The organism is Streptococcus sp. SG1 (genome assembly GCF_030439935.1).
GTDB classification, from domain to species: Bacteria; Bacillota; Bacilli; order Lactobacillales; family Streptococcaceae; genus Streptococcus; species Streptococcus gordonii.
The window spans coordinates 38,503-60,595 of the sequence record NZ_JAQFJC010000012.1 but is presented as its reverse complement, the minus strand read 5'-3'; the positions used below and the strand labels follow the sequence as shown (position 1 = coordinate 60,595).

Here is a 22,093-nt window from a genome sequence, read left to right as displayed (position 1 = left end):
ACCATAAATAGAAAGTGAACACCTAATAAAAGTTTAAAATTTTGTGATTTTTTAACGAAATTTGTTTGACAAAACCAAATAATTTGAAAAATAGATACTGATTTTGACTCTTTATTCTTGCAAAGATAGAGAATACTGATATAATGAGATTATAAAGTTTGACTATTTTTGACCAAATAATTTTTCTTTATAATTTACCAAGAAAGAGGTAAAAATATGCTTTGTCAAAACTGTAAAATCAATGAATCTACCATTCATTTATACACTAATGTAAATGGTAAAAAACAACAAGTCGACCTCTGCCAAAATTGCTATCAGATTATGAAAACTGATCCAAACAACTCTCTTTTGAGTGGACTGACGAACATGAATAATCATAATATGGATCCTTTTGATGATTTCTTTAATCATCTGGGGAATTTCCAAGGACCAAAGGATTCTACACCTCCAACTCAGTCAGGTGGTAGTTACGGAGGGGGCAACTATGGTCCTGGTTCTAACAACCAACGTCCTCAGTCATCCTCCAATAAACCAAAAGGTCTTTTGGAAGAGTTTGGTATTAACGTTACAGAAATTGCTCGACGTGGTGATATTGATCCAGTGATTGGACGAGATGATGAAATTCGTCGTGTTATAGAAATTCTCAATCGCCGAACTAAGAATAATCCAGTCCTTATTGGCGAACCTGGTGTCGGGAAGACTGCTGTTGTAGAGGGCTTGGCTCAAAAAATAGTCGACGGTGATGTGCCTCAAAAATTGCAAGGAAAAGAGGTCATTCGACTTGATGTTGTCAGCCTTGTTCAAGGAACTGGTATTCGTGGACAGTTTGAAGAACGAATGCAAAAACTCATGGATGAGATTCGCAATCGCAATGATATCATTCTCTTTATTGATGAAATCCATGAAATTGTTGGAGCTGGCTCTGCGGGCGACGGTAATATGGATGCTGGAAATATTCTCAAACCTGCTCTTGCTCGAGGTGAACTTCAACTGGTTGGAGCTACTACTCTCAATGAATATCGTATCATTGAAAAAGATGCAGCTTTAGAAAGACGGATGCAACCAGTCAAGGTAGATGAACCAACCGTAGAAGAAACGATCACAATTCTAAAGGGAATTCAAAAGAAATACGAAGATTACCACCATGTTCGCTACACAGATGAAGCTATTGAAGCTGCTGCCATCCTATCCAATCGTTATATTCAGGACCGTTTCCTTCCCGATAAAGCTATTGATCTTTTGGATGAATCAGGATCTAAGATGAACCTAACCCTCAATTTTGTTGATCCAAAAGAAATTGACAGACGCTTGATAGAGGCTGAAAATCTGAAAACAAAGGCCACTCGCGATGAAGATTACGAAAAAGCAGCCTACTTCCGCGACCAAATTGCCAAATATAAGGAAATGCAAACTGCTAAAATAGATGAACAAGATACTCCTATCATCAGTGAGAAGGAGATCGAAGCTATTGTCGAGCAAAAAACAAATATTCCTGTTGGGGATTTGAAGGAAAAAGAGCAGTCTCAGCTTATTCATTTAGCCAGTGATTTGAAGTCTCATGTCATTGGACAGGATGATGCTGTTGATAAGATCGCAAAAGCCATCCGTCGCAATCGTGTGGGATTAGGCAGTCCAAACCGTCCAATCGGAAGTTTTCTTTTTGTTGGACCTACAGGTGTCGGAAAAACTGAACTTTCCAAACAATTGGCCATCGAACTTTTTGGCTCTGCCGATAGCATGATTCGTTTTGATATGAGTGAATACATGGAAAAACATAGCGTTGCCAAACTTGTGGGAGCACCTCCAGGCTACGTTGGCTATGAAGAAGCAGGGCAGTTGACTGAACGTGTTCGTCGTAATCCATACTCACTCATTCTCTTAGATGAGGTGGAAAAAGCTCATCCAGATGTCATGCATATGTTCTTACAAGTCCTAGATGATGGACGTTTGACTGATGGTCAAGGCAGGACAGTCAGCTTCAAAGATACCATTATTATCATGACTTCCAATGCAGGAACTGGCAAAGTAGAAGCTAGCGTTGGCTTTGGTGCTGCTCGAGAAGGTCGGACAAATTCTGTCTTAGGTGAGTTAGGTAACTTCTTTAGTCCAGAATTCATGAATCGATTTGATGGCATCATTGAATTCAAGGCATTAAGCAAGGATAATCTCTTACAGATTGTGGATCTAATGCTGGAAGATGTTAATAATCGACTCGCTAGCAACGATATTCATCTAGATGTAACAACTAAAGTCAAGGAAAAACTAGTTGATCTTGGCTACGATCCTAAGATGGGGGCACGACCACTTCGCCGAACTATTCAAGATCATATTGAAGATGCTATTACGGACTATTACCTAGAACATCCGACAGATAAGGATTTAAAAGCAATCATGACTAGCAATGGCAAGATTATAATCAAGGGCAAACAGAAAGCTGAGCTTGATCAAACAAGTGACATCAGCACTAGCTCGGATTGATGATAGAGAATTAAAAAACTCCAGTCTAATATTTTAGGCTGGAGTTTTCTTTTATTCTACCTGGTAGCGAAGGATCGTTTTCAACTTATCTGGAGAAGTTCTATTAAGATTATTTAAGTATATTTCTCTATGAAAAAGAGATCTTCTATTCAAGAAATTTTCTTTACAAAATTCATCCATTTTTGCAAAAGAAAGGGGTTCACTATCAAAAGAACCAAGGTGAAGCATGGTCAAACATTTTCCTTCTTTGATAGTCTCAAAACGAATCTTTTCATAATGAGCATTTGGTTTTTTTACCTTAACTTTTTCAAGCGCTTCTTTTACCATTTCTTTGCTGATAAAACTCGGCTGAGCAATCATAATGGTATAAATCAACTCTTCTTTGACCAGTTCTCCTTGCTCTTTTTGCTGCCAAATCCCCTCAAGAGGATAAACCGTAAAATCCTGAATCTCTTGATTGGTATGAGATTTTTTATAATCCATTTTTATGGCATAAGCCAAAGCATAGAGAGCTGAAACTTCTTCTGCAAAACCAGGAAGATTGGGATTCCCTGTCCCATCAAGCATGATAAAGGACTGTTGAGGAACCTCAACTACTTTCGGACTCGCCTTCACACCGTATAAGCTTTTCTCTGCTTTTCTCCATTCGTATTTCATTTGTTTACTCCTTTCATCTTTCTATCTATACTATAGCAAGAAAAACCTGACAGGATCTGTCAAGTTTTGTATTTTTGTGAAATAGTTTTAACAATTTGGGCAAGCTCTTGCCGAACTTCAAGTGGCTCTAACACCTCAACACTATCCAAAAAAGATAAAAGATAAGAGTACAAACTACTGTGTTTTGGAAATTCCGTTTCTACTAGTAAATTGCCATCGGGGTCCTGTCTAATTTGACCAGAAAATTCTTCATAGACACGAAAAGCCTGACTTTTGTCGAATTTTAATGTAAGGCTAACAAGTTCTTCCTTCACCTTCTCTTTATTGATGGCCAGTTGGACTGTTTTTCTTTCAAATGTTTCCGGCAATATCTGACATTGACTGACTCTGCTTAGTTTAAAAAGGCGAAAATCTTGCTTCTTCCTACAAAAACCATATAGATACCAAGCCTGACTTTTAAAGAGCAATTGCAGAGGCTCAACCATTCGAGTTTCTTCTTTCTCCTGCCCCCTATAGAGGAAACTGATCAAGCATTTTTGGAAAATCGCTTGTTTGATTATGTCAAAAAGATCTGCTTGATATTTTTGATTTCGCCAATCTGTAAAATCAACACGAATCCAATTTTCTGTACTCGCTTGAAAAAGACTTTGTAACTTCTCTAGAGCTTGGCTTTCACCTTTTAAAGCCTCCAATCCCTGAAGTGATAAGAGTACATCTTCTCTTTCTGCTTCTGATAACAGGCTTTTATCTAAAACGAAAGAGTTCATTAGAAAAATTCCTCCACCTTTTCCCGGGTTGCAATATATTGGGACACCTGCTCCACTTAGACGGTCTATATCACGATAAATTGTCCGTACTGATACTTCCATTTTCTGAGCAAGTTCTGGGGCAGTGACTCTCTCTTTTTCTAATAAACAATATAAAATTCTAAATAAACGATGAGTTGTCATAATTTCACTTCCTTACCTTAAACCTATTGTAACACATCTCAAGTAAGAGATTAAAATAAGATATTTCGGCTACTTTCTTTTTAACTTTCCTATACAGTAAACCTTGACAGGGAGCGCTTTCTGCCTTATGATATTAGTAAAAGAAGGAAAGGATTCAACATGACAATAGCGACATTTGGACAAAAAAAAGAAGGCGTTGAATATAGTAATCGATATGGTGTTTACGCAGTCATTCCTAACCAAGAAAATGATAAGATCATCCTTGTTCAGGCTCCTAATGGGACTTGGTTTCTTCCAGGAGGAGAAATTGAAGAAGGTGAAGATCACCTATCTGCCTTAGAGCGTGAATTAATAGAAGAATTAGGATTTACCGCTCAAATTGGTAAATATTATGGTCAAGCGGATGAATATTTTTACTCAAGGCATCGAGACCGATACTTTTACAATCCAGCTTACATTTACGAAACCACTTCATTTGAGCAATCTCAAAAACCACTAGAAGACTTCAATCAACTTGCTTGGTTCCCAATTGATGAAGCAATTGAAAAACTCAAAAGAGGTAGCCATAAATGGGGCGTAGAGATGTGGAAAATGGAGCATCAAGCAAAATAATTTTGCCAATTTTTTCATGTCTAACTTCGTAGGATATTTCACAATTTATCTCATAAGTGTTATAATTAATAGTAGATCATCATACAGGAGGAGATCTTATGAAGCTTATCAATACAACTAATAGCCATGCGGTTCTCATTCAAAGTCAGCTTGAAAGTACTGATGCTACTTTAGTTGAGACTTACTCAGCTGGCAATACCGATGTTGTCTTTACCCAAGCACCCAAGCATTATGAAATACTGATTGCAAATACACACCGTGCAGTGCGTGAACAAGAAATTGAAAAAATTCGTGACTTCTTCCTCAAAAGAAAAATAGATACAAAAGCGATTGATGCTGCCGGTATTCAAACAATCTATGCTGACAAACTCATTGAAATTTCAATTCCATTAAAATAAGCTTCTAAGCTTATTTTTTTATTCTTTTATAACAACTTAATCTGCCTTATAAACCATGGTAAGGTGAGGTGTTGACTCAAATAGAAAGGGCTGACCAACTGCCTCAAAGCCGTATTTCTCATAGAGTTCAACAACTTGTTCTTGTGCCTCAATTTTAATTTCCTTTCCTGGCCATTTTTCGGCACAGAAACTCAGAATTTCTCTGATAAGCTGTCCTCCCAATCCTTTTCCTCGACTAGATTTAGCTGTAACAACTCGACCAAAGACTAGATGTTCACCCTCCACAAAGACACGAGCATAAGCGTCAATTTCTTCGCCTTCATTAGTATGAAAAACGTGTACTGCTTCTAGATCCTTCGCATCTAATTCATGGTAGATTCGCTCCTGCTCCACCACAAAAGTATCAATTCGTAGTTTTAGGATTTGATAAAATTCTATCACATCCAGCTCACTTAAATTTTTCTTCCACCACATACTTGTTTCCTCCAAACTTTTAATGTATAATAATTGCAAATGCAACTACAAAGGAGTTCCTATGGATTACCGTCAACTTTTCAGACAAATGGGTTTCATTTCAAGACAGGCCATGATGAAAATGAATCAGGAAGCTAGTAACTACGGGCTTGACAATAATCTGTTTCTACTTCTGATTCGCATCGTCGAGAATGAAGGGATGACACAATCTCAACTAGCAGAAATGGTCCAGATTGATAAAACAACTCTTAGCAGATCTTTACAAAAGTTGGAAGATCGAGGGCTTATTATCAAAAAGACCAAAGCTCAAAATAAGAAATTCAAAGAGCTCTATCCTAGTAGTCAGGCTCTCAAACTCTATGACCAACTGATTGGCTTTGAAAATAGCTACGTCAGTCAGGCACTGCAGCAACTGACCTCTTCTGAGCTCTTTCAGCTCCAAAACATTTTATCTAAAATAAGCACTCCTAGATTATAATCTAGTATAGCACACTATAGTTGCAAATGCAACTATGGATTTTATTCCAATATCCAACAATATAAAATAGAATTAGTTTATATAAAAACGGCTTGCCATTTAAAGGCAAAGCCGTTTTTATTGTTTTAAGAAATTAATTATTTTGTCTCAAATCCTTCTGCGACCGCATCTGCAAAGTTTTCTTCTACAATGCTTGCACAGTGGTCACAGATAACTGCATGGTAGCTACGTTCAGCAGTAGTTGGATCAATACGACGACAACGGTCACAAACTTCACCTGTAGCGCGTTCAACTGTAAAGGTTACGTCTTCGAAGCTAACTGCGCCTTCTGGAGCTGGTCCTTCTGCGATGGTCAATTCAGACACGATCAAAAGTTGAGCCACATTGCTGTCCACTGCTCCAAGAAGAGTTTTCACCACTTCATTTGGGTAAACTGTCAAGTGTGCTTCGAGTGATTTACCGATTACTTTGGCATTACGTGCCTCTTCCAAGGCTTTTTGGGCCTGTCCACGGAAGCCCATGAAGGCTGCCCATGTATCCAAGATTTCTTCTTGATTAGCAAAAGTTTCCGCTTCTGGCAATTCTGACAATTGAACAAAGTCTTCAGCTTCAAACTCAAGATATGACCAGATTTCTTCCGCAGTGTGAGGAAGGATTGGTGTCAAGAGTTTGGTGATTTTCACAAGAATATCATAGAAAACAGTCTGCATTTGACGGCGTTCGAGTGATTTGGCACCTTCAATGTAAACAACGTCTTTAGCGAAGTCAAGGTAGAAGGCTGACAAGTCAACGTTGATAAAGTTCACCAAGGCCTTGTAGATTGTCAAGAATTCAAAGTCTGCATAGGCATCACGAATAGTCTTAACAAGCTGATTAAAGCGAACAGTCATGTACTTATCAACTGAACGGAGCTCATCGTAAGCTACTGCGTCCTCAGCTGGGTTAAAGTCAGATGTATTAGCAATCAAGAAACGAAGAGTGTTACGAATCTTACGGTAAGTTTCAGAGACTTGGCTCAAGATATCCATAGAGATACGCACATCGTTGCTTGAGTCCACACTTGTTACCCAGAGACGCAAGATTTCCGCACCAAATTGTTTTTCAACATCGCTTGGAGCAATCGTATTCCCAAGAGATTTAGACATCTTCTCACCTTTACCGTCAAGGGCAAAACCTTGTGACAAGATTTGTTTGTATGGCGCTACGCCATGGTTAGCAACTGATGTGATAAGTGATGAGTTGAACCAACCACGGTATTGGTCAGAACCTTCTAGGTAGAGGTCAGCTGGGTATTTGAGTTCTGGACGGTTGACCACAACTCCATTCCATGAAGAACCTGAGTCGAACCATACGTCCATGATATCCGTTTCTTTCTTGAACTCACCATTTGGTGAACCTGGATGGGTAAATCCTTCTGGCAAGAGGTCTTTAGCCTCACATTCCCACCAGATGATAGAACCGTGTTCCTCAAAGAGTTGAGCCACGTGCTCAATAGTTTCAGCTGTCATAATTGGCGTTCCGTCTTCTGCATAGAAGATAGGAAGAGGAACTCCCCAAGCACGTTGACGAGAGATTACCCAGTCACCACGGTCACGAATCATGTTGTAAAGACGCACTTTACCCCATTCTGAGTGGAATTTCACTTTTTCAATTTCGTCCAAGATTTCTTGGCGGAATTTTGAAACTGAGGCAAACCACTGTGGAACTGCACGCCAGATGATTGGTTTTTTCGTACGCCAGTCAAATGGGTATGAGTGAGAGATTTCTTCTTGAGCAAGAAGGAGATTACCAAGTTTTTCGATAACAGTTGGAACAACCTTGTCATAGAACTGACCTGCAAAATCAGGACCTGCATTCTCCATCATGATACCACGTTCGTTAACTGTTACAGCAACTTCAAGACCGTTAGCAACACCGACATTGTAGTCGTCCTCACCAAAACCAGGGGCTGTATGGACAATACCTGTACCAGAGTCAGTCGTAACGTGGTCACCAAGGATCACCAACTCATCTACAGCTGTATCCCATGGGTGGACTGTCACAATGTGGTTCAATTCTTGACCACGATAGGTCGCCAAGACTTGCACATCAGCCCAACCAAATTTCTCAGAAAGACTATTTAATAATTCTGAAGCAACCACAAACTTACGAGATTCACCAGCTGGTTGTACGACTACATAATCAATATCTGCTCCAACTGTCAATCCACGAGAAGCCGTAATGGTAAATGGCGTAGTTGTCCATACGACGATATAAGTATCTGTATCTAGCACACCTTTTCCGTCTTTGACGCGGTTAGCATAGTAAAGGGAAGTTGAAAGCAAATCATGGTACTCAATTTCCGCTTCAGCAAGGGCTGACTCAGAAGACCATGACCAGTAAACTGGCTTGGCACCACGATAGATATAACCTTTTTTAGCCATTTCACCGAAGACACGGATTTGAGCTGCTTCATAGTCTGGTGTCAAGGTCACATAAGGATTTTCCCAGTCACCAGAAACACCCAAACGTTTAAAGTCTTCTCGTTGTTTATCAACTTGAGAAAGAGCGTACTCACGGCAAAGTTTCAAGTACTCAACCAAGTCCATTTCTTTGCGTTTAACACCTTGTTTTGCCAATACCTGCTCGATTGGCAGACCATGTGTATCCCAACCAGGAATATAAGGTGCGTAAAATCCAGACATAGACTTCGAACGAACAATAATATCTTTAGAAATCTTGTTCATCGCGTGTCCAACGTGGATATTTCCGTTTGCATACGGAGGTCCATCATGCAAGGTGAAATGCGGTTTTCCTTGGTTCAATTCTTGACGACGTTGGTAAAGTTTTGCTTCTTCCCATTCTTTTTGCCAAACTGGTTCTTTAGTTGGAAGACCAGCACGCATTGGAAAGTCTGTTTTCCCAAGATTAAGGGTTTCTTTAAGTTTCATTGTTTCTCCTTTAATTTAAAATGACAAAATAAAAACCACGACTCGCAAAAAGGACGAAAATCGTGGTACCACCTTTGTTTAGATAGAAAATAGCCACTACTATTACTATCCCTCTTTTTCCGTAACGTGGAAGAAACGTCGTATTTTACTAATTTCAAATACGATATTGTAAAATGATAAATCAACTAATAGGGATTGCAAGTCTTACACCACCACTTGCTCGCTAGGAATATATTGGTTAATTTGTGTTTTTACAGTTCTTTCTTATAGGATATCAACAGGTTCAGAAGTTTTTTCTTCTGTTGCTTCTGGAACAGCCTCCATAACTCTCGTCTCAGACAAGTCACCATCTGACTCAGCAATTCGTTGCTGTAAATCAGCCATCTCTTCTGGTGAAAATTGACGAGTTACTTCAGATTCGTCATCTACATAAGGCGTCATTGTTTGACCAAGTGCCTCTTGAATAACTTCTTTGAATGCATCATCACTTGTTTGGAGATAAGTTGCTGTCGGGCGAAGAATTTCTTCCCATTCAGATGAATCAACAATGCTCAATTGACTTTCAATTGTTGACTTAAGACGTTGATGGAAGACACGAGCCTTATTTTTCAGCTCTTCTGTTTCTATCGCAACTTTTTTAGCGTTATCAGTTGCTTGGCGTAAAATTTCGTTTGCCTTGAACTTAGCATGGTCTAAAAGATGTTGCGCTTCTTGATCAGCCTGACGCATGATGTTATCAGATCTTTCTTGAGAAGCCTGTTTAAGCTTTTCAGCAGTGTCTTGTGCTATTAAAACAGACTGACTAAGAGAATCTTTCATCTCATCAAAATAAGTTAAACGCTCTTCTAAGTTCTTAATGCGTGCATCTTTATTATGATTTTCACGAACCAAGTCCTCGTAATCGCGAACTACAATATCAAGAAATTCGTCTACTTCCTCAACATTGTAACCTCTAAATTTCGTACTAAAGGATTTATCTTTAATTTCTAATGATGTAAGAGCCATATTTTTTCCTCATTTACTAGATTGTATTTGAATCGTTAATTTATGCTTCCCATTCTTAGAGAAGCCATTTTCTTTTACTATTTTAAATCTTCCAAATCTACGGACACTAATCAAATCATTTAATTCAACTAAATAACTGGGATTATCAATAATAGAATAGTTTACTTTCACGTGTTTCCCAAAAATCAACTGGGAGGCATCATTCCGAGATAGTTTAAAGCTACTAGCAATCAATTTGTCCAATCTCATACTCGAAGCAAGAATCTCTTTAGAAACCTGAGCCTCTTGCACTCGTAAAAGCCTCTCAAAGCCAACTTCTTTTAGTTTAACAGGAGTTTTAGCAATTTTAGAGATATGATCTATAAAAAATTGAGTAAACCTTTTATCTACTAGAACCTGAGCCCTATCCTTTTCCACCAGAATATCACCAAAAGTTCGACGATCCAATCCTAATCGGTTCATCAAAGTCCCAAAGATTTGAGAATGAGTTAGTTGCTGAAATTTACTAGGATAGACAATTTCAAGCAAGGTCAAATCAAAATCTTCTTTATCTAATTGGTAATAGGAAGGTGCAATTATTACCCTGACCCATTCACTAGGAAAATAGTCACTACTGACAAAAGTTTGTAATTGATATTTGTTCGCAAGACTTTCAAGAATTTTAGCCTGATGAGGATTAATAAAAGAAGTAACCTCTATACTGTATGTATCCTCAACCCGCTGAATCAATTCCAAACTTTTATCTAGGAAAGCATGATCTTCCGCAGAATAGTGTTGAAAGATTTCTTTATGTCCCCTTGTCATGCAAGTACCGAGAGCAAAATCTGAACAAGCCATTGGCTACCGAAATGGATACAAAGTACAGCAACATAAACTGTCAAATCCAAACCAGCAAACTGAAGTGGTAGGCGACGGAAAGGTTTCAAGATAGATTCTGAAATTCTTAGAACGAGTTGCCCTAGAGACGTCTGATAAGCACCAGGAAACCATGACATAAGAGCATATGCAACAAGAATCAGCGAAAGAATTCTCGCTGATAATAAGATAAAGTTTATAATAAATAACATCTTATCTGCGCTTCATGTCAAAATCAAATTCACTATGCACGCCATCAGGCAATTTAATATCCTCGATATTCACCACGACATTTACTGGAGTCAAGAGGTACATAGTGCCAGAAACTCTTCTGAGATTCCCCATCAGGACTTGCTTAGCGCCATCCAAGTAATCAATACAGCGACGCGCTTGCACTTCTGTCATATATTGGAAATCAATCAAAACACTTTCATTTGCGAGAAGCAAATCTACAATTGCAGGTGCATCTTCATATTTTTTAGGATAACGAACATCAATCGTTACTTTTTCTGAAGTCGCAACTGAATGATTTTGAGCTAACTCTTGTTGACGAGCATGCAAACGTGTAATATTCTCATTAGATGACGGTGTATTAGTCACATGTTGAGACGAGCTAGACACTAAACGAGGCTGTTTAATATCTCTAACCGGTTCCTGCTGAGCAGGACGTGAATTAGATGGCTTTACTGCTTGTTGCTGGACTCTAGATTCTGCAACCTGTACGTCATCTCCGTCTTCTGTAAAATATTCTATAAATTTATCGAATCTATCTTTTAATGACATGGTTCTTCCCTATTTAAAAAATGATGTCCCTATTCTCACAAATGTTGACCCGTTAGCAATTGCAGTTGCAAAATCTCGACTCATTCCCATACTGATCTCAGAAAAGGGCATATTAGTTATTTGTTTATTTTGTAATTTTTTCTGAAGTTCGTGGGTCGCTTGGAATATTTTTTCTAAGTCTTCTTCTCCAGCGTCTATGGGAGCCATAGTCATAATCCCCACTATTTCAAGATGTTCAAGTTTTTCTAAAGCAGGTAAAACAGCTTCTATCTCATTCACCGCAAAACCGTGCTTACTTTCTTCACCTGACACATTGACTTGCAAGAAGCATTTAATAGTATGTTCTGCCCGCTTTTCAATTTCCTCGGCTAGTTTGAGAGAGTCTAAAGCATGGAAATAATCAACACAGTTAATAACTTCCTTAACTTTTCTACGCTGAAGCGTCCCTATTAAATGCCAAGTCAACTCCTCATCCTTTAAATACTGGTACTTTTCTAAGAATTTATCTACTCGGTTTTCACCGATATGTTTTACTCCTGTTTTTACCAGCTCTTTAGCAGTAGAGCTGTCAACATACTTGGTGACAGCTACAATACTTACTGAATTTTCAGGACGATTCGCCTTTCGAGTAGCTTCAGCTACTGCTGCAAAAACTTGATCCTTATTTTTTTGTAAATCCATTTTTAGCGATTTCTAAAAAACGGAGGTGTTTCTAATTCATCATCATCAGATGAACTATCTGTATATCTTTCTACAGTTGGCTTAGAACCACCTTGTGTTTCACGGACAATATTGTCACGGCGCAAATCCCACTCACCGAAAGCTGAAGTTTGTTTTTTCTCTGGCTGTTGACGAGTAGTTTTTGGAATTTCAACTGTTTCAGTCAAATCGAAATTTCTATCATAAGAATGATGACTACGAGTTTCGCGAACAGGCTCGTTATGTGAACGTTTTGGCGAACGAATACCGCTAACTTTTTCAACACGATCCTGACGAACACCTGTGGCAACCACAGTCACGCGAATTTCATCACGCATACTTTCATCAATTGAAGTACCCAACCAGATGTTTACTCCGTGTCCAGCAGCTTGATTTACAATTTCAGAAGCCTCTTCAGCCTCAATCAATGTCATATCCAGACCACCAGTAACGTTGACAATCACGTCTTCAGCACCATCAATAGTTGTTTCAAGAAGTGGTGAGTAAATTGCTTTACGAGCTGCTTCAATCACACGCTCCTCACCACTACCAATACCGATACCCATCAAGGCATTACCCTTATCAGCCATGACAGTCTTAACATCTGCGAAGTCAAGATTAATCAAACCAGGGCTAGTAATTAAGTCAGTGATCCCTTGGACACCTTGGCGAAGAACATTATCAGCTTCACTCAAAGCTTCAAGAAGAGGTGTTTTCTTATCGACAATCTCAAGTAAGTTATTATTTGAAATAATCAACAGAGTATCGACATGCTCGCGAAGCTCATTGATTCCTTCAATTGCAAAATTACCGCGTTTGCTTCCTTCAAAGCCAAATGGGCGAGTTACAACTGCAACAGTCAAAGCTCCCAAACCTTTTGCAATGCGAGCAATAACCGGAGCGGCTCCAGTACCGGAACCTCCGCCCATACCAGCCGTAATGAAGACCATATCTGCTCCTGAAAGAGCTTCTGTCAATACTTCTTCACTCTCTTCAGCAGCTTTACGACCTACTTCAGGCTGTCCTCCAGCACCAAGTCCACGTGTTAATTTTGGACCAAGCTGGATAACTGTTTCAGCTTTTGTACTACTCAACGCTTGAACATCCGTATTGGCAGCGATAAACTCAACGCCAGCAACACCTTCGTCAATCATGCGGTTAATAGCGTTACCACCGCCACCGCCGACACCAATTACTTTTATGATTGCGCCTTGAGCCGCAGCTGTGTCAAATGAAAATGTCATATTTAAACCCTTTCCTTTAATCAAACAGATTGCCTAACCAGTTACGGGCACGATCTGTTAATTTTTCTGTCTTTGTTTCTTGTTCTTGGCTTTGCGCCACTTCAATCGCAGGTTCAACTCTAGTTTCAGCTTCTACCTGAGGTAGTGGATCTCTTTGAGTAGTAATACGAGAAGGATTGATAGACTGCGTTTGGAGCGGACGTACAAAATTGCTTGGTTGCTGACGCAACATCTCATTACCTTGAACGGCTGCCTGAGCCAAAGCATCAACATCCGTCAAGTTTCCAGCATATTCAGACAAGCTAATCACATGAGCAAAGGCTGGATTTCGAATTCCAATTTGATTTGGAACATAAAGTTTAACTGGAACTCCAAAAATTTCTTGAGCCAATTCCACAACACCTGGTAAGATAGCGCCACCACCGATGATCACGATTCCACCTGGCAAATCTAACAAGTGTCTTCTTTCTAGATCCTGCTTAATTTGCTCAAAGACATGTTTCAAACGTGCTGAAATAATCTCAGCTAAGTAACTTTCTGTTACTTCAACTGGATTAACTTCACCAATGACTTCAACTTGGAATGTTTCTTGACTAGCTGCTGGTACATAAGCTTCACCATAGTTGAACTTCAAACTTTCAGCTAGTTTTTGAGAAGTCTTAAGAACTTTAGAAATATCTTTTGTGACATAATCGCCACCTTCTTGGTAGATATTGGTGTATTGAAGTTCTTGATTTCTAACAGAAGCTACTGTTGTTTGGCCTCCACCCATATCGATGACTGTGGCGCCAAATTCACGTTCACCTTCGTTTAAAACTGATTTTGTCATTGCAAGTGGTGAAATAATAATGTTTTCAATTTGAACCCCTGCACGTTCCACAGTTTTACGTAAGTTATGAAGAATAGTACGCGGACCAGTATAGAGCAAACCACGCATTTCTAAACGAATCCCCATCATACCGCGAGGATCGCGAATTCCTTGGAAACCATCAACGATGAATTCCTCTGGAATAAATGTGATTACTTCCCGATCAGGGGTCATACTCTTCGTCAAAGCTGACCGAACAACATTTTCTACATCAATATCTGTGATTTCTTTGGCATCATTTGTAACAGGAATCATTCCTTGTGAAGGCTCAATTTGTAGTAAGTTCGCAGGCAAGCCTACATTAACTACTTTGATTGAAATCCCCGCTTTTTCTTCTGCTTGAGCAATTGCTGTTTTAATAGCAGCAGCTGCTGCCTCTATATCTACAATAATTCCGTCTTTTACACCAGCACTTTTGGCATTACTAACACCAATTACATTAATTTCGTCATTGATGTGCTCAGCCACTAATACTTTAATGGAGCTAGTTCCTATATCTAATCCTGTAAAGAAGCCGTCTCTAGCCATTACATCATTCCTCTCTATCATCCGAGTTTCCTACTTTATCGACAACTCTAAAAAATACAGTTATCCATTGCCTATTATAACACAAAATTAGCAAAAGTGGAGAGTTTTTCTTCGTTTTCTTTAGTTATTTGTTTCATCAGTAACATCTGACGGTGCTGCCTCTGTTTCACTTTGCTCAGTTTCTTCTGAACTTTCGTTTTTCTCTTGTTCTTCTTTTTGCGCAAGACTAGCAGAATAGCTAAAGATTCCTGCTTCCATATCCACAATACTAGGTTCTGTCAACAATGGATGCACACGACTGTAGTATGGCAATTTCTTATGAATATCTGAAAGAGGGACAATAATCTTATGCTCATCTCTCATTGTTAAAGTTAATAAATCTTTTGTAGCCTTACTTGGAGTCAAGTCAACAGTTTGAATTTCATTCTTGATACTATCCGGTACATCTGATAATTCTTGCATAAGTTTCTTAACCTTAGCTTTATCAGATAGATTAAGACGCATGTAATTTTCAGGCAAAGCTTCTTTCTTTACTGGCTGATTAATCACGGTTCCATTGCTGATGACTGGATAGATATTTCCAGTAGAAGCTTCATAGGCTAGAATCTTATATTCTGTAACTTGGATTTTGAATGTAATTGGGAACTGATATGAAATTTCAGCCTTTTCGATCCAAGAATTCGCTTTTTTCAAGTTGTTAGCATACTGATTACGATTTAAAAACGTTGTTAAAGTGTAATCTCGACTATCAATTTGGGTAGCTTTGATAATTTCATCTTGAGTTACACGCTCATTTCCTGTAACTACTAAATTTTTAAGGCTACCTAAAGGAGTGATAAAGTAGAGTGACAGAAGAATCAAGAGAGAGCTGATGACCAGAACTGGTAGAGCCCTGTATAGATGAATTCTTTCGATTCTAGGTTTATCTGGCTTAGCTTCTTTTTCTATTCCTATATCAGCTTGACCAATAAAATTTTCAGTTCGATCTACTGAATCATCACTTGATTCTTCGATGTTTTCTTTATCAGACTCTTCATCGTCTTCTGAGGGTTCTTCTACCTCTTCTGACTCTTCAGACTCAGTCACCTCATCGTCATCTGAATCTTGATCTTGAACTTCTTTTTCTTCTTCACTACTATCTGTTTCGTTTGTTTCAGTAGACTCTGAAGTTTCAAAAGTCTCATCGTTACGCTCTTCTTCATCAGTTTCAGAGGCTTTTTCTTGAGATTTTTTTTCTAAGTACTCCTGATGACGCTTTTGCCATGCAGATAAATATTTCTGGAGTTCTTTTTGGTCACCTTTATCTTTTGTCGTCATTTTTTCCCTTTGTTAATATCATTCTTCAATACAGCATAAAAATCTTCTACTGACTTGATTTCATGAGAATTTTTCATCGCTTGATAATATGATTCTTTATCCCTTAGAACCTGCTCCACAGAAGCTTCCAGCCCTTCTAAAGTTAGCTGCTTTTCTTCCAGCTTCACAGCATAGCCTTTTTTCACAAAATAATCCGCATTTTCAATCTGATCGCCGCGGCTGGCTTCGCGTCCTAAAGGAACGATGATATGCAACTTAGCCATAGCCAAAAGCTCAAAGATAGTATTAGATCCGCCACGTGTCACTACTACATCTGCCAGGTCCATCAAAGTCTGGTAGAGGTCCGTCACATAGGCTCTTCGAAAGAGGCGATTCGACAGAACATCCAAACTTGAATCACCAGTCAGATTGATAACGTTGTAGCGCTCAGTCAGCGTAGCTTGATTCTGGCTGACAAAATCATTAAAGACCTTGGCGCCAGCAGAACCACCGACAAAAAGCAGGGTGGGCAGTTCTTTATCAAAATATTGACGGATTTCTTCTAGTTCCTGCGGTAGGTCTGACTTTGTGCCACCAACCTTAGTCACAGCTCCGACATGTTCAATCTTAGTCAGACTGGAAGGTTGCTCAAAGGTCGCATACATCTTGGTCGCACACTTATAGGCGATTTTATTAGCCAAGCCAATGGATAGATCCGACTCATGAACATAGACGGGCACCCCAGACAGCCGAGCTGCAATCACAGGCGGAACGGATACAAAGCCTCCCTTAGAAAAGAGGGCCTGCGGCCGAACCTTGAGCATAATGCCCAGCGACTGGAAAATGCCCCAAATGACCTTAAAGCCATCCAGCAGATTCTGCCACGAAAAGTAGCGACGAAGCTTACCCGTAGCTACCGAATGGAAGGTCACGTCCAATCCAGACTTTTGGATTTCCTGATACTCAATCCCATTCTTATCGCCAATATAATGGACCTGCCAGCCTTCTTTGATAAATTTCGGAATCAGGAGAAGGTTGAGGGTTACATGCCCAACCGTTCCTCCGCCTGTAAATATAATCTTTTTCATTTTAACCTTTTAATTCTTCAAATGCAGCGAGAAATTCATCGCCTCGAACTTCAAAATTACTATACATATCCCAGCTGGCGTTGGCAGGACTGAGCAAGACAATATCTCCTGGCTCTGCTAGAGCAAAAGCCTTATGAGCTGCATCCCGGACATCAGTCGCATCCAGATAAGAAACCTCGGCCTGATCAGCTGCCCTCTTTACACGCGGAGCTGATTGCCCTAAGATGACCATTTTCTTGAGCCCTTTGAGGTCAGGAACTAATTCGTCAAATTCATTGCCACGGTCCAAGCCACCTGCAATCAGAATCACCTTGCTATTATCAAAGCCAGATAGAGCTTTCTGGGTTGCCAAGATATTGGTAGACTTACTGTCGTTGTAAAAGGCAACCTCATTTACCTGCCCCACATACTGGAGACGATGCTTAACGCCTCCAAAAGCTGACAAGACTTCTTTGATCGTCTGATTATCAATACCACGAAGTTTAGCTACTGCAATAGTAGCCAGAGCATTTTCGACATTGTGACTGCCAGGAACACCGATTTCAGCCACCTTTATAATCGCTTCTCCACGGAAGGTCAAGACATCACCATCAAGATAGGCACCATCCTCCTTTTCAGTTGTTGAAAAAGGAACAACAGTAGCCTGAGTTTGGCTAGCCATTCCCTTGGCCCAATCTTGATTGAAATTCAAAACAAGATAATCATCAGCTGTCATGTTTTTCTGGATATTCCACTTGGCAGCTGCATATTCCTCAAAAGAGCCATGGTAGTCCAGATGAGTCGGCATGAGATTGGTGATCACAGCTATCTGTGGATGAAAAGCCTCAATCCCCATCAACTGGAAGGAAGACAGTTCCATGACCAGTGTATCTTTGCCACTAGCTGATTGGGCTACTTGACTGGCAGGAAAACCGATATTACCAGACAAAAGACCATTTTGACCACCAGCCGTCAAGACTTGCGCAATCATGGTTGTGGTCGTCGTTTTGCCATTTGATCCCGTAATACCAATAATTGGAGCTTCAGAAATCAGATAAGCCAACTCAACTTCAGTGATAACAGGAATCTCCTTCTCCAGAGCCCGAATAACCATAGCATTATTATAAGGAATACCTGGATTTTTAACCATCAATTCAAAGTTTTCATCCAGCAACTCCAGAGGATGGCCTCCTGTCACCACTTTAATGCCTTCTTCTAGCAAGGATTGAGCAGCAGGATTTTCCTCGAAAGGTTTACCGTCGTTAACTGTCACGATGGCTCCTAATTTATCTAAAAGGCGAGCAGCAGATTCACCTGACTTAGCCAAACCTAAAACCAAGACTTTCTTGTTAGCAAAACTTGCTATATTCTTCATAAAAAACCTCTTTAATTGTACTTCATTCTATTTTACCCTTTTTTAAAGAAATAAAAAAGTCATAGATGCGCTTTATTTACGTCTGTTGTTAACTTGTGAAAAAAATGTGATATTTTTTCTGATTTGCAATGATTTGTAATAGAATTCTAAAAGTTATCAGAGTTTAACTCTTATCCTCCTTTCATTTCACAATCTATAAAAAAAGGCCCAGAACTAAATCAAATTTTAGTTCTTAAGCCAATTTTTAATCTTTGCTTTTATCGTCTAAAAAATCAAACAAACCAGGTTTCTTATCTAATCGAGCAATGTCGCGTAAGGCAAAATAAGCCAAAATAAGCATAGCAGCCCCGACAAATAACTCTCCTGGCATTTGAAAAATCCTAAACGCTGCTAATACCAAGAGAATGATAAACAAAACCAAGACTAATACAACTGATAAGACATTAAAGGTGCCTTTAATGCTCTGAGGAGCAGCAAAAAGGTAATATAAGAGTATCAAAATTCCAATTATTAAATAAACCATCTTGCTACTCCTTTCCCTTTTACTTATTCAGCTGCAGCTGATTTTTTCTTTTTGTTGGCTTTCTCGCGCTCTGCCTTGTTTAGAATTTGCTTACGTAAACGGATAGACTCTGGTGTTACTTCCATGTATTCATCATCATTCAAGAATTCCAAAGATTCTTCTAGCGTCAAGATACGAGGTGTCTTGATAACAGCTGTTTGGTCCTTGGTAGCTGAACGAACGTTAGTCATCTGTTTAGCTTTGGTGATATTCACAGTCAAGTCGTTTTCACGAGAGTTTTCACCGATGATCATTCCTTCATAAACCTCAGTACCTGGGTTGACAAAGATAGTACCACGTTCTTCAATAGACATGATAGAGTATGTTGTAGCCTTACCAGCATCAATGGAAACAAGGGCACCACGATGACGACCACCGATTTCACCAGGAATCACTGGCAGGTATTGATCAAAGGTATGGTTCATAATTCCATAACCGCGAGTCATAGATAAGAACTCAGTAGAGTAACCAATCAAACCACGTGCAGGAACCAAGAAGACCAAACGAGTCTGTCCATTACCAGTAGCCACCATATCTAGCATTTCACCCTTGCGTTCTGAAAGGCTTTGGATAACAGAACCTTGGTATTCTTCTGGTGTGTCGATTTGGACGCGCTCAAATGGTTCGTACTTAACGCCATCAATCTCTTTTACGATAACTTCTGGACGAGATACTTGTAGCTCATAACCCTCACGGCGCATTGTTTCGATCAGGATTGACAAGTGCAATTCTCCACGTCCTGAAACAGTCCATTTATCTGGTGAGTCCGTTGGGTCAACACGAAGCGAAACGTCTGTTTGCAATTCTGCTTGCAAGCGTTCTTCCACCTTACGAGAAGTCACCCATTTTCCTTCACGACCTGCAAAAGGTGAGTTGTTTACCAAGAAGGTCATTTGAAGCGTTGGCTCATCGATGTGTAGGATTGGAAGAGGTTCAATGGCATCTGTCGGTGTAATGGTTTCACCAACAAAGATATCTTCCATACCTGAAACGGCAATCAAGTCACCTGCTTTAGCTTCTTGGATTTCACGACGTTCCAAACCAAAGAAACCGAAAAGTTTTGTAACACGGAAGTTTTTGGTTGTGCCGTCTAGTTTAGAAAGGGTAACTTGGTCACCGACTTTCACACTACCACGAAAGACACGTCCGATACCGATACGACCTACGAAGTCATTGTAGTCCAAAAGAGACACTTGGAACTGCAAAGGCTCATCTGAATTGTCCACTGGAGCTGGGATATGGTCGATGATGGTATCAAAGATTGGTGCCATTGTTTTTTCTTGATTAGCTGGATCGTCTGACAAGGAAGAAGTTCCGTTGATCGCTGATGCATAAACAACTGGGAAATCAAGCTGGTCATCATCTGCACCAAGCTCGATGAAGAGTTCCAATACTTCGTCTACTACTTCTGCTGGACGAGCTGATGGTTTGTCGATTTTATTTACAACCACGATTGGAACAAGGTCTTGTTCCAAGGCTTTTTTCAATACGAAACGAGTTTGTGGCATGGTTCCTTCGTAGGCATCTACCACCAAGACAACACCGTCAACCATTTTCATGATACGCTCAACTTCTCCACCGAAGTCCGCGTGTCCAGGTGTGTCCATGATATTGATACGAGTTCCGTTGTAGGCAACGGCTGTATTCTTAGCAAGGATGGTAATTCCACGCTCTTTTTCGATATCGTTTGAGTCCATCGCACGCTCTGCCAACTCTGTACGTGCATCAAGAGTTTCAGATTGTTTCAATAATTCGTCAACGAGGGTTGTTTTACCGTGGTCAACGTGGGCGATAATCGCAATGTTACGGATATCTTCTCTTAATTTTGTCATGATTTCCTCTAATATTTAAATTTTTATTTCTAACTGAACAATTATACCACAGTCTCACTCAAAAATCACAGTTCAGCTAAGTGTAAATGTTTTCATTGAAAAATCAGCTCCTCTCGCACTCGTTTGCATTTCTTACATTGAAATTTTATAATTAATCATAAGATCATTGAAAGGAAGAATTATGCGATTAGACCGTTTGCTAGCTCAAGCATCAATTAGCCGAAAATCCATGAAACAGGCCTTGCTCCGAAGAGCTATTCTGGTAGATCAAACCCCTGCTAGAAATCTTAGCCAGAATGTAGATACTGGGCTACAAGACATCCTCTTCTACAAACAGAAGATTTCTGCTCCTGCTCATCGTTATTTTATGATGAATAAACCGCGAGGCTATATAACAGCCAATTCCGATGCCAGCAAAGCAACAGTAATTGATCTTATTCAAAAGGAAGACTTTAGTGAGGAACTATACTCTATTGGTCGCTTAGACAGAGATACGACTGGACTCCTCTTAATTACTGATAACGGTCCTCTTGGCTTTCAACTACTTCATCCTCAATATCATGTTGATAAAACTTATTTCGTTCAAGTCAATGGACTTCTGGACAATCAAGCTATTGAAGCCTTCCAACAAGGCGTTCGCTTCTTAGATGGCAAGGTTTGTAAGCCGGCTCAACTCATAATCCATTCTGCTACCCCTGTTTTAAGCACAGCTTCTGTAACTATCTCAGAGGGAAAATTTCACCAAGTAAAGAAAATGTTCCTAGCAATAGGAGTGAAAGTTACCTATCTCAAAAGAACTCATTTGGGAGATTTTCAACTCGATCCCAATTTGGATGAGGGTGACTATCGTTCTTTAAATCAAGATGAGCTGAAGCTTATCAAGAACTATCTAGAACTAAGTCGATAGATTATATATTTTTTCTATCTTTAATACTTGGCCATTCTTCTTGACTAAACGATCAAATCATAACCACCCGTCTATGTACCTTACGGAGCAAGATG

General features: G+C 39.6%; 21 protein-coding genes. 5 read left to right on the top strand and 16 right to left on the bottom strand.

Annotation, left to right across the window (positions count from 1 at the left end; translation table 11 throughout):
- Nucleotides 1–216: 216 nt before the first annotated feature.
- Nucleotides 217–2,478: an ATP-dependent Clp protease ATP-binding subunit gene (locus tag PCY06_RS10170; protein WP_195916550.1), complete on the top strand. Its 2,262-nt coding sequence runs from the start codon at nt 217–219 to the stop codon at nt 2,476–2,478.
- A gap of 51 nt (nt 2,479–2,529) precedes the next feature.
- Here the strand turns inward: PCY06_RS10170 and PCY06_RS10165 are convergent, their stop codons facing one another.
- On the bottom strand, nt 2,530–3,135 hold the full coding sequence (locus tag PCY06_RS10165) for a GyrI-like domain-containing protein (protein WP_082307106.1): 606 nt from the start codon (nt 3,133–3,135) through the stop codon (nt 2,530–2,532).
- A gap of 59 nt (nt 3,136–3,194) precedes the next feature.
- The gene (locus PCY06_RS10160; RefSeq protein ID WP_082307107.1) at nt 3,195–4,085 is read right to left on the bottom strand and encodes a YafY family protein; all 891 of its coding nucleotides are present in this window, start codon (nt 4,083–4,085) and stop codon (nt 3,195–3,197) included.
- 159 nt (nt 4,086–4,244) lie between these two features.
- Here PCY06_RS10160 and PCY06_RS10155 point away from each other — a divergent pair, with 159 nt between their 5' ends.
- Entirely contained in the window at nt 4,245–4,697 is a 453-nt protein-coding gene (locus tag PCY06_RS10155; protein WP_301390563.1) for an NUDIX hydrolase, read from the top strand.
- Between the two features lie 98 nt (nt 4,698–4,795).
- Nucleotides 4,796–5,095, top strand: a complete 300-nt coding sequence (locus PCY06_RS10150; RefSeq protein WP_045773849.1) for a DUF1827 family protein — start codon at nt 4,796–4,798, stop codon at nt 5,093–5,095.
- A gap of 36 nt (nt 5,096–5,131) precedes the next feature.
- On the opposite strand, the gene PCY06_RS10145 is transcribed toward PCY06_RS10150, so the two are convergent.
- On the bottom strand, nt 5,132–5,569 hold the full coding sequence (locus tag PCY06_RS10145; protein WP_082307108.1) for a GNAT family N-acetyltransferase: 438 nt from the start codon (nt 5,567–5,569) through the stop codon (nt 5,132–5,134).
- Nucleotides 5,570–5,591: 22 nt separating this feature from the next.
- On the opposite strand from PCY06_RS10145, the gene PCY06_RS10140 reads away from it, so the two are divergent.
- Nucleotides 5,592–6,047 carry a MarR family winged helix-turn-helix transcriptional regulator gene (locus PCY06_RS10140; RefSeq protein WP_045501900.1) on the top strand — a complete coding sequence of 152 codons (456 nt, stop codon included), beginning with the start codon at nt 5,592–5,594 and terminating at the stop codon, nt 6,045–6,047.
- A 137-nt stretch (nt 6,048–6,184) separates the two neighbouring features.
- On the opposite strand, the gene ileS is transcribed toward PCY06_RS10140, so the two are convergent.
- From ileS to typA, 13 genes are all read right to left on the bottom strand, one after another.
- Nucleotides 6,185–8,977 carry an isoleucine--tRNA ligase gene (gene ileS / locus PCY06_RS10135; RefSeq protein ID WP_082307109.1) on the bottom strand — a complete coding sequence of 931 codons (2,793 nt, stop codon included), beginning with the start codon at nt 8,975–8,977 and terminating at the stop codon, nt 6,185–6,187.
- 264 nt (nt 8,978–9,241) lie between these two features.
- Nucleotides 9,242–9,982, bottom strand: a complete 741-nt coding sequence (locus tag PCY06_RS10130; protein ID WP_008809100.1) for a DivIVA domain-containing protein — start codon at nt 9,980–9,982, stop codon at nt 9,242–9,244.
- Between the two features lie 9 nt (nt 9,983–9,991).
- Nucleotides 9,992–10,786 (bottom strand): RNA-binding protein, encoded by a 795-nt coding sequence (locus tag PCY06_RS10125; protein WP_082307110.1) that lies wholly within the window; start codon nt 10,784–10,786, stop codon nt 9,992–9,994.
- Nucleotides 10,783–11,049, bottom strand: a complete 267-nt coding sequence (locus PCY06_RS10120) for a YggT family protein (protein WP_012000152.1) — start codon at nt 11,047–11,049, stop codon at nt 10,783–10,785. Before PCY06_RS10120 ends, PCY06_RS10125 begins: the two co-directional genes overlap by 4 nt.
- Nucleotide 11,050: 1 nt before the next feature.
- Nucleotides 11,051–11,620, bottom strand: a complete 570-nt coding sequence (locus PCY06_RS10115; RefSeq protein ID WP_008809103.1) for a cell division protein SepF — start codon at nt 11,618–11,620, stop codon at nt 11,051–11,053.
- 9 nt (nt 11,621–11,629) lie between these two features.
- Nucleotides 11,630–12,301 (bottom strand): YggS family pyridoxal phosphate-dependent enzyme, encoded by a 672-nt coding sequence (locus tag PCY06_RS10110; protein ID WP_082307111.1) that lies wholly within the window; start codon nt 12,299–12,301, stop codon nt 11,630–11,632.
- A 2-nt stretch (nt 12,302–12,303) separates the two neighbouring features.
- Nucleotides 12,304–13,563, bottom strand: a complete 1,260-nt coding sequence (gene ftsZ, locus PCY06_RS10105) for a cell division protein FtsZ (protein WP_045773856.1) — start codon at nt 13,561–13,563, stop codon at nt 12,304–12,306.
- Nucleotides 13,564–13,579: 16 nt separating this feature from the next.
- Nucleotides 13,580–14,959 carry a cell division protein FtsA gene (gene ftsA, locus PCY06_RS10100; protein ID WP_053794841.1) on the bottom strand — a complete coding sequence of 460 codons (1,380 nt, stop codon included), beginning with the start codon at nt 14,957–14,959 and terminating at the stop codon, nt 13,580–13,582.
- Between the two features lie 120 nt (nt 14,960–15,079).
- Nucleotides 15,080–16,276 (bottom strand): cell division protein FtsQ/DivIB, encoded by a 1,197-nt coding sequence (locus tag PCY06_RS10095; RefSeq protein ID WP_301390562.1) that lies wholly within the window; start codon nt 16,274–16,276, stop codon nt 15,080–15,082.
- A complete protein-coding gene (locus PCY06_RS10090; protein ID WP_082307112.1) occupies nt 16,273–17,343 on the bottom strand; it encodes a UDP-N-acetylglucosamine--N-acetylmuramyl-(pentapeptide) pyrophosphoryl-undecaprenol N-acetylglucosamine transferase in 1,071 nt (356 codons plus the stop codon). The genes PCY06_RS10095 and PCY06_RS10090 overlap by 4 nt, the downstream gene beginning before the upstream one ends.
- A 1-nt stretch (nt 17,344) precedes the next feature.
- A complete protein-coding gene (murD, locus tag PCY06_RS10085; RefSeq protein WP_008809109.1) occupies nt 17,345–18,697 on the bottom strand; it encodes a UDP-N-acetylmuramoyl-L-alanine--D-glutamate ligase in 1,353 nt (450 codons plus the stop codon).
- A gap of 244 nt (nt 18,698–18,941) precedes the next feature.
- Nucleotides 18,942–19,220 (bottom strand): DUF3165 family protein, encoded by a 279-nt coding sequence (locus tag PCY06_RS10080; RefSeq protein ID WP_008809110.1) that lies wholly within the window; start codon nt 19,218–19,220, stop codon nt 18,942–18,944.
- Nucleotides 19,221–19,243: 23 nt separating this feature from the next.
- Complete coding sequence (gene typA, locus PCY06_RS10075) at nt 19,244–21,091, bottom strand: translational GTPase TypA (protein WP_082307113.1); 1,848 nt, start codon at nt 21,089–21,091, stop codon at nt 19,244–19,246.
- A 181-nt stretch (nt 21,092–21,272) separates the two neighbouring features.
- Between typA and PCY06_RS10070 the strand changes: the two genes are divergently transcribed.
- Complete coding sequence (locus PCY06_RS10070) at nt 21,273–21,998, top strand: 16S rRNA pseudouridine(516) synthase (RefSeq protein ID WP_008809112.1); 726 nt, start codon at nt 21,273–21,275, stop codon at nt 21,996–21,998.
- Nucleotides 21,999–22,093 lie beyond the last annotated feature (95 nt).

Coding starts and splice junctions, on each gene's coding strand:
- PCY06_RS10170 (WP_195916550.1), top strand. CDS start 217: ATGCTTTGTCAAAACTGTAAAATCAATGAATCTACCATTCATTTATAC.
- PCY06_RS10165 (WP_082307106.1), bottom strand. CDS start 3,135: ATGAAATACGAATGGAGAAAAGCAGAGAAAAGCTTATACGGTGTGAAG.
- PCY06_RS10160 (WP_082307107.1), bottom strand. CDS start 4,085: ATGACAACTCATCGTTTATTTAGAATTTTATATTGTTTATTAGAAAAA.
- PCY06_RS10155 (WP_301390563.1), top strand. CDS start 4,245: ATGACAATAGCGACATTTGGACAAAAAAAAGAAGGCGTTGAATATAGT.
- PCY06_RS10150 (WP_045773849.1), top strand. CDS start 4,796: ATGAAGCTTATCAATACAACTAATAGCCATGCGGTTCTCATTCAAAGT.
- PCY06_RS10145 (WP_082307108.1), bottom strand. CDS start 5,569: ATGTGGTGGAAGAAAAATTTAAGTGAGCTGGATGTGATAGAATTTTAT.
- PCY06_RS10140 (WP_045501900.1), top strand. CDS start 5,592: ATGTATAATAATTGCAAATGCAACTACAAAGGAGTTCCTATGGATTAC.
- ileS (WP_082307109.1), bottom strand. CDS start 8,977: ATGAAACTTAAAGAAACCCTTAATCTTGGGAAAACAGACTTTCCAATG.
- PCY06_RS10130 (WP_008809100.1), bottom strand. CDS start 9,982: ATGGCTCTTACATCATTAGAAATTAAAGATAAATCCTTTAGTACGAAA.
- PCY06_RS10125 (WP_082307110.1), bottom strand. CDS start 10,786: ATGACAAGGGGACATAAAGAAATCTTTCAACACTATTCTGCGGAAGAT.
- PCY06_RS10120 (WP_012000152.1), bottom strand. CDS start 11,049: ATGTTATTTATTATAAACTTTATCTTATTATCAGCGAGAATTCTTTCG.
- PCY06_RS10115 (WP_008809103.1), bottom strand. CDS start 11,620: ATGTCATTAAAAGATAGATTCGATAAATTTATAGAATATTTTACAGAA.
- PCY06_RS10110 (WP_082307111.1), bottom strand. CDS start 12,301: ATGGATTTACAAAAAAATAAGGATCAAGTTTTTGCAGCAGTAGCTGAA.
- ftsZ (WP_045773856.1), bottom strand. CDS start 13,563: ATGACATTTTCATTTGACACAGCTGCGGCTCAAGGCGCAATCATAAAA.
- ftsA (WP_053794841.1), bottom strand. CDS start 14,959: ATGGCTAGAGACGGCTTCTTTACAGGATTAGATATAGGAACTAGCTCC.
- PCY06_RS10095 (WP_301390562.1), bottom strand. CDS start 16,276: ATGACGACAAAAGATAAAGGTGACCAAAAAGAACTCCAGAAATATTTA.
- PCY06_RS10090 (WP_082307112.1), bottom strand. CDS start 17,343: ATGAAAAAGATTATATTTACAGGCGGAGGAACGGTTGGGCATGTAACC.
- murD (WP_008809109.1), bottom strand. CDS start 18,697: ATGAAGAATATAGCAAGTTTTGCTAACAAGAAAGTCTTGGTTTTAGGT.
- PCY06_RS10080 (WP_008809110.1), bottom strand. CDS start 19,220: ATGGTTTATTTAATAATTGGAATTTTGATACTCTTATATTACCTTTTT.
- typA (WP_082307113.1), bottom strand. CDS start 21,091: ATGACAAAATTAAGAGAAGATATCCGTAACATTGCGATTATCGCCCAC.
- PCY06_RS10070 (WP_008809112.1), top strand. CDS start 21,273: ATGCGATTAGACCGTTTGCTAGCTCAAGCATCAATTAGCCGAAAATCC.